Origin of the sequence: Pseudomonas sp. BAY1663 (genome assembly GCF_000582595.1) — a bacterium.
Classification (GTDB): domain Bacteria; phylum Pseudomonadota; class Gammaproteobacteria; order Pseudomonadales; family Pseudomonadaceae; genus Stutzerimonas; species Stutzerimonas stutzeri_AF.
On record NZ_AZSV01000143.1, the window covers coordinates 1 to 6,330 of the forward strand.

Annotated in this window: 5 protein-coding genes and 4 pseudogenes; 1 reads left to right on the top strand and 8 read right to left on the bottom strand. The window is 66.0% G+C overall.

Going from position 1 to position 6,330, the window contains the following annotated elements; all coding sequences use genetic code 11:
• From BAY1663_RS21780 to BAY1663_RS21800, 5 genes and pseudogenes are all read right to left on the bottom strand, one after another.
• A pseudogene (locus BAY1663_RS21780) lies at positions 1-379 on the bottom strand (energy transducer TonB); the annotation flags it as partial.
• A complete protein-coding gene (locus tag BAY1663_RS21785) occupies positions 379-792 on the bottom strand; it encodes a biopolymer transporter ExbD (RefSeq protein WP_037045018.1) in 414 nt (137 codons plus the stop codon). The pseudogene BAY1663_RS21780 and the gene BAY1663_RS21785, both read right to left, overlap by 1 nt.
• A gap of 10 nt (positions 793-802) precedes the next feature.
• Positions 803-1,348, bottom strand: coding sequence for a MotA/TolQ/ExbB proton channel family protein (locus BAY1663_RS21790; protein WP_037045021.1), 546 nt, complete (start codon positions 1,346-1,348; stop codon positions 803-805).
• Positions 1,341-2,687 carry a MotA/TolQ/ExbB proton channel family protein gene (locus tag BAY1663_RS21795; RefSeq protein ID WP_037045023.1) on the bottom strand — a complete coding sequence of 449 codons (1,347 nt, stop codon included), beginning with the start codon at positions 2,685-2,687 and terminating at the stop codon, positions 1,341-1,343. Before BAY1663_RS21795 ends, BAY1663_RS21790 begins: the two co-directional genes overlap by 8 nt.
• Positions 2,684-3,468: pseudogene (locus tag BAY1663_RS21800) on the bottom strand (DUF3450 domain-containing protein). Before BAY1663_RS21800 ends, BAY1663_RS21795 begins: the two are co-directional and overlap by 4 nt.
• 184 nt (positions 3,469-3,652) lie before the next feature.
• On the opposite strand from BAY1663_RS21800, the gene BAY1663_RS21805 reads away from it, so the two are divergent.
• Complete coding sequence (locus BAY1663_RS21805) at positions 3,653-4,327, top strand: OmpW family protein (RefSeq protein WP_037045026.1); 675 nt, start codon at positions 3,653-3,655, stop codon at positions 4,325-4,327.
• Positions 4,328-4,401: 74 nt separating this feature from the next.
• Here the strand turns inward: BAY1663_RS21805 and BAY1663_RS21810 are convergent.
• The 3 genes and pseudogenes from BAY1663_RS21810 to BAY1663_RS21820 all read right to left on the bottom strand — a co-directional run.
• Positions 4,402-5,330: pseudogene (locus BAY1663_RS21810) on the bottom strand (NAD-dependent epimerase/dehydratase family protein).
• Positions 5,323-6,207, bottom strand: coding sequence for a sugar nucleotide-binding protein (locus BAY1663_RS21815; protein WP_037045028.1), 885 nt, complete (start codon positions 6,205-6,207; stop codon positions 5,323-5,325). Before BAY1663_RS21815 ends, BAY1663_RS21810 begins: the two are co-directional and overlap by 8 nt.
• A gap of 10 nt (positions 6,208-6,217) precedes the next feature.
• A pseudogene (locus BAY1663_RS21820) lies at positions 6,218-6,330 on the bottom strand (single-stranded DNA-binding protein); the annotation flags it as partial.

The window sequence follows — 6,330 nt, forward strand, 5'->3', positions numbered from 1 at the left end:
CCGCCGGCGCGCTCTGCGCGGCGGTCAGGCCGGACAGGCTGGGGGCCGGCGCGGTCGCAACGGAAATACCGCTGTCGATGGCCGGCAAGTCCAGGTCCAGTTTCGGCAGGCTGGCATCCGGGGTGGCCATGTTCGGCGTCGGCGGCGTCGGTGGCTGCGGCGTCTTCGGCTGCGGCGGCTGCGGGGCTTGCTGGCGCGAACGCGTGGCACTGTCCTCGTTACGCCCGTCCATGCGGATGAAGTTGGCGATCGCTACTGGATCGTCCTGGAGCGCATCCTGCGGTGGGTTGACCATGCTCAGCATCAGGGCGAACAGCAACAGCGCCATCACGCACGCGGCGATGAACGACAAGCTGAAACGGGCCAGCCGCGGGCGCATCAGCGCGTCCCCGTGCTGGCAGCCAGGGCGACATCCCGCACGCCGGCCTGACGCGCCTGATCCATCACCTGAACGACCAGGCCGGTGCGGGCATCCTGGTCGGCCTGCACGACCACGGCGCCTTCCGGCTGATCCACGCGCAGGCGTTCGACGTGGGCGCGCACGCTGCGCACGTCCACCGCCTGCTTGTCGATCCAGACCTGGCCGTCGGCCGTGACGGCGATGAGGATGTTGCCCTTGTCCTGGGCGCTGGCGGTGTCCGCCTGCGGGCGCTGGACCTCGACACCGGACTCCTTGATGAAGGAGCTGGTGACGATGAAGAAGATCAGCATGATGAAGACCACATCGAGCATCGGCGTGAGGTCGATACCGGTGTCTTCTTCCTGCTGGTAATGGTGACGACGCATACGCATCCGCAAATCCTCAGTCGTGACGCAGCTGGTCGGCCAGCCGGTCGAGAGACTGGCGCGCGATCCGCTCGAGGCGCGCCAGGCTGAACAGTCCTGTAATGGCCAGCACCATGCCAGCCATGGTCGGCAGGGTCGCCTGCCAGACCCCCGCGGCCATGCCGCGCGGGTTGCCGGTGCCGCTGAGCGCCAGCACGTCGAATACCGCGATCATGCCGCTGACCGTGCCGAGCAGGCCGAGCAGCGGATACATCGCCACCAGTGTCTTGCTCAGCCGCAGCGGGCCGGACAGCTGTTGCTGCGCCTGCGCCAGCCAGGCCGCGCGCACCGCCCGTTGCCAGCTGCCCGGCTCGTCGCTCAGCTGCGTCCAGGCCTGCCGACGCGCCTCGACCCAATGCGGGAAGACCCGGCGCATGAACCACAGGCGCTCGAAGACCAGCGTCCAATACAGCACGCAGAGCCCGGCCAGCGCCCACATCACCACCCCGCCAGCCGCCATGAAATCGAGCAGCGCATGACCGCTGTCGACCAGGCTCAGCCACTGGGTGCGCAGGTCAGTCACGGCGTGGCGCCCCCGAGAGATGCAGCGCGATCAGCCCCGCGCTCTGCTGCTCCAGCAGCTGGATCAGCGCCTTGCTGCGGCTGGCCAGCAGGCTATGCAGGAACAGCAGCGGGATCGCCACCACCAGCCCCAGCACCGTGGTCACCAGGGCCTGGGAAATACCATCGGCCATCAGCCGGGAGTCGCCGCCACCGCTCTGGGTGATCGCCTGGAAGGTGATGATCATGCCGGTGACGGTCCCCAGCAGGCCGAGCAGCGGCGCCACCGCGGCGAGCAGCTTGAGCAGCGGCTGGCCACGTTCGAGCGGCGGGGTTTCCTGGAGGATCGCCTCGTCGAGCTTGAGCTCCAGGGTTTCCAGATCCGACAGCTGCGGCTTGGGTCCCAGCACGCCGATGATGCGGCCCAGCGGGTTGTCGTCACGCGGATGATTGAGCTCGCGCATCTGGCTGCCGACCTTGCGACCGATGCCGCTCAGGTAGACCATGCGCCAGATGGCCAGCAGCAGGCCGATCGCACCGAGCACCAGGATCACCCAGCCCACCAGGCCGCCCTGCTGGACGCGGTCCCACAGGTCCGGCTGGCGCTGCAGCTGGGCCAGCAGGGTGCCCCGGCTGGGGTCGACCGGCAGTGTCGCCAGCCCATCGCGGCTTTCCAGATAGTCCCCGACCAGCCCCTGGCCGGAAGGCTGACGCGCTGGCACCAGCAACTCGCCGGCGTCGGCGTCATAACGCAGGAAGGCCGCATCGGTGAAGGCCGAGAAACTGCCTACCCGCAATACTGGCTGCTCGCTGCGATGCCCATCGGCCGCCACCACCGGCAGCTCGAGCCGTTCCACCCGGCCACTGGCCGCCAGATCCTCGAGCAAGATCATCCAGAAGCGGTCGAGGTCATCGGCGGACGGCAGCGCGCGGCTTTCCGCCAGGCTGCGCAATTGCTGCAGGCGCTCGGGATACTGTGCATTGAGCAGACCGTCCTGCCACTGGCCGGCGATATCGCCGGCGCTCTGGCGCACCACGCCGAACAGTTCGCCGAGATGACCGACCCGCTGGGCCAGCAGTTTCTCCTGCTCGGCCAGCTCGGCCTCCTGGCGATCGAACTGGGCCTTCAGCCGTTCGGCCTCGGCTTTCTGCTCGTCCAGCGCCGCGCGTGCACGGGCCAGCAATTGCGCCTGCTCGCCGCGGTCACGGACGAAGGCCTGCTCACGCGTCTGCATGGCACTGACCTCGGCGGCCCGCTCGCTGCGGATACGCTCGAGCAACTGATCGGGGTTCAGCGGTTCGGCGGCATGCGCCACGACCGGCAGCAGGCCGACGAAAATCCAGGAAAGCAGACGGCTCATTGCGCGGCCTCCTCGGCCAGTGTCTTGACGGGCAGTTGCAGGTAGGCGGGCGCCTGCTGCTGACGGGCGATGGCGATGGCCTGGGTCAGCGGCCGGCGGGCACCGCCATCGAGGACTTGCCAACTGCGGGTCTGCGGATTCCACCAGCCGCTCTCATGGGCATCGAGCGTCTGGTAATAGAGCATCACCCGGCCCAGGCGCAGGAACTCGACGCTACGCGAACCGCCCTCGATCGGCAGCTCGCCGCGCCAGGCTTCCAGCGTCCGGCCGTAGTCGCTCTCGATCTGGTAGGCCTCGAGAATGCGCCGATATTTCTCGGCCAGGCTGACGTCCGCGCGGGGCAGCAGATCCTGCAGGCTGGCCAGGCGATCGGCACGCTCATCCGGAAGGAACGGCAAGTCGGCAGCGATGAACTCGCCCAGCACCTCGACCATCTGCCCATCTGCGGCGTTACCGCCTCCTGGGTGCGCTCGATGCTGTCCAGCTGCCGCTGGAAGCCTTCCAGCTCCTTGCGCTGCGCCGCAGTGAGCGCCTGCAGTTGCTTGTTGTAGGCCTTCAGCGCCTCGGTCTGCTGCAGCGCACTGCGGTATTCGTTGAGCATCTGTCGTGTGGCGTCATCGAGCTGGTCGATCCGCACTTGCGAAGCTTTCGCTTCCGCGGACAGACGCTCGCTCTCGTCCAGCGCGGCATCCAGCGGGGCGGCCGACAGCGATGCAGCATAGAGCTGCAGACAGCACGGCAGCACGGCAGCCGCCAGCAGGCGGGGGATGGAGGAAGGCATTGAGGGAATCCTTGCAGACGGCGTTAACTCAAAAGAGAAACATTATCATCTGTGGGTTGATGCAAAGCAACCCGGGCAATACGTCGCAGCATAGCGAGTGGCTTTCATTGAGCTGGATCAAAAAGCCCCTACCCCCACCCCCTACCATTGCCCCCAGTCGCATCCCAACCAACGGAGCATCATCATGCGCAAGACCCTGTTCACCGCTTCCGCGCTGGCCCTGGCGCTGGCCGCACCCTTCGCCCAGGCTTTCGAAGCCGGGGACATCATCGTCCGCGCTGGTGCGGTTACCGTCGATCCGCACGAAGATAGTAGTGCTATTTCTACTGCTGTGACCGGACCGCTCGGAGGGAAGGCCACTCTCGATAGCGATACTCAGTTGGGGCTGAATTTCGCTTACATGGTTACCGATAAAATCGGTATCGAGTTGCTGGCGGCCACTCCGTTCAGCCATGACGTTGGTGTCAAAGGGCTGGGAGCTCCGCTCGATGGCAAGTTCGGCAGCATCAAGCACTTGCCGCCGACCCTGAGCGTCATTTACTACCCGCTCGAGAAGAACTCCGCGTTCCAACCTTATGTAGGTGCAGGCGTCAATTACACCTGGTTCTTCGATGACAAGCTGAGCAGCCATGCCGAAGGAAATGGTTTCAACGGCCTGGACCTGAAGGACTCTTGGGGCCTGGCCGCCCAAGTAGGCATGGACTATATGCTGACTGACAGTCTCATGCTGAACGCCCAGGTTCGTTATATCGACATTGACACCGAAGCGACTTCCAATCATGCCGCACTGGGCAAGGTCAAAGTCGACGTGGACGTAGACCCCTTCGTCTACATGGTCGGTCTCGGCTACAAGTTCTGACGAAACCGGCACCCGCCGAATCGCAGACGAACAAAAGGCGCCCTTCGGCGCCTTTTGTGTTTTTCGAATTACGCTTACAGGCCCAGCAACCGGGCCAACCCATCGCGCATGTCGGTCGGCGGCGCCGGCAGGCGATAGCGCTGCAGCAGCCGCGCATTGTTCGCCCGCGAATGCCGGATATCTCCGGGCCGCGAAGCCTGGTAGCTCACCACAGGCAGCCCGCCCAGCACATCGCCGATCGCTTCGAGCAATTGATTCAGCGAGGTTGCTCGACCCAGTCCGACATTCACCGCGCCCTCTGCCACTTCAGGCGATTCCAGTGCCTGCACCAGTACCTCGACGAGATCACCGACGTAGACGAAGTCACGGGTCTGCTCACCATCGCCGAACACCATGATCGGCAGGCCCTTCTGCGCCCGCTCGGTGAAGATGCTGATCACCCCGGAATACGGCGACGAAGGATCCTGCGCGGCCCGAAGATATTGAAGAAGCGGAAAATCGCCGGCTCCAGCCCGTGCTGGCGGCGATAGAAATCCAGGTAATGCTCGCTGGCCAGCTTGTCCGCCGCATAAGGCGTCAATGGCGCCTTCGGTGTGTCCTCGTCGACGGCCTGGCCTTCGCCGTTGTTGCCATAGACCGCAGCGCTGGAGGCGAACAGCACCCGCCTCACGCCAGCCTCGCGCATCGCCTCGCACAGGTTGAGCGTGCCGATCAGGTTGCTCTGGTGGGTACCGAACGGATCGTCCACCGACGCCTGCACCGAAGCCACCGCCGCCAGGTGCACAACCGCCCGGCAGCCGCTCACGGCCTTCCGCACGCATTCCGCGTCGGCGACATCGCCGACGATCAGCTCGACCCGCCCATCCGCCGGCAGGTTTTCGCGCTTGCCCGTGGAAAGGTTGTCCAGCACCCGCACCGAATAGCCGCGCGCGAGCAATGCGTCGACCAGGTTGGAGCCGATGAAGCCGGCACCGCCGGTCACCAGGATCGGGGAATCACTCATGACGGTAATAGCGTTCCAGCAGGCTCGGCAGGCCGGTGCGCCATGCGCGCGGCTTGATGCCGAAGGTGGTGAAGATTTTCTTGCAGGCGAGTACGCCGTGCTGCGGTTCGTCCGTCGCATCCTGGCAATCGGCATGGGCGACCGGCGTCAGGGTGGCGCCCGCCACGTCGCGATACCTGCCCGCCTCGGCGAGCAATGCCTGGCCGACCAGCAGGGGCGTGGAGGCTTCGTGCCCGCCGTAGTGATAGGTGCCCCACAGCGGCGCCTGGCAGTCCAGTTGCTTGAGCACGGCGAGAATCACCCGCGCCGCATCGTCCACCGGCGTCGGGTTGCCGCGGCGGTCGTCGGCGAGAAGGATCGGCTCGCTCTGCTCGAGCCGCTGCAGCACGCGCCCCAACACGCCGTCACGGCTGTCGTCGAGCAACCAGCCGAAGCGCAACAGCACATGCCGCGGACAGAACGAGCGCACGCTCTGCTCGATGCGCCACAGCGCCCGGCCCCGGACGTCCAGCGGCGCCACTTCATCCTTCTCGCTGTAGGCGGTGGTTCGCGCGCCATCGAAGACGCGATAGCTGGAGGGCTGCAGCAGCACGAAATCGTGGTGCTGGCAAAGTTCGGCCAGACGCTCGACGGCCCGTTCCTGGGCCGCGAGCGCCGGCTCGCTGGTCTGCCCACTCTGGAACCAGTCGTAGTAATACGCGAGATTGATCACGACATCCGGGCGGTTGTCGTCGAGTAGCTGGGTCAGGCTGGGCGCGTCCCAGCCTTGCGCGGGCGGGCGCGGTGCGAGAAAGCCGATGTCTTCCTCGGCACCGAGGCGGATAAGCGCCTGCCCCAGGGCATTACCGCCGCCCAACAGCATCAGGCGCATTCGCATTCAGAAGACTCTAGAAGGGGATGTCGTCGTCGAAGCTGTCGTAATCCGGCGCCGGTTGCTGCCGTGCTGCGGGCTGCTGCGGCTGGGCCTGCGGGCGCGGTGCCTGCTGCGGCTCGCGCTGCG

Excerpts from the sequence above, each read along its gene's own strand:
- BAY1663_RS21785 (WP_037045018.1), bottom strand. The coding sequence starts at position 792 with ATGCGTATGCGTCGTCACCATTACCAGCAGGAAGAAGACACCGGTATC.
- BAY1663_RS21795 (WP_037045023.1), bottom strand. The coding sequence starts at position 2,687 with ATGAGCCGTCTGCTTTCCTGGATTTTCGTCGGCCTGCTGCCGGTCGTG.
- BAY1663_RS21805 (WP_037045026.1), top strand. The coding sequence starts at position 3,653 with ATGCGCAAGACCCTGTTCACCGCTTCCGCGCTGGCCCTGGCGCTGGCC.
- BAY1663_RS21815 (WP_037045028.1), bottom strand. The coding sequence starts at position 6,207 with ATGCGAATGCGCCTGATGCTGTTGGGCGGCGGTAATGCCCTGGGGCAG.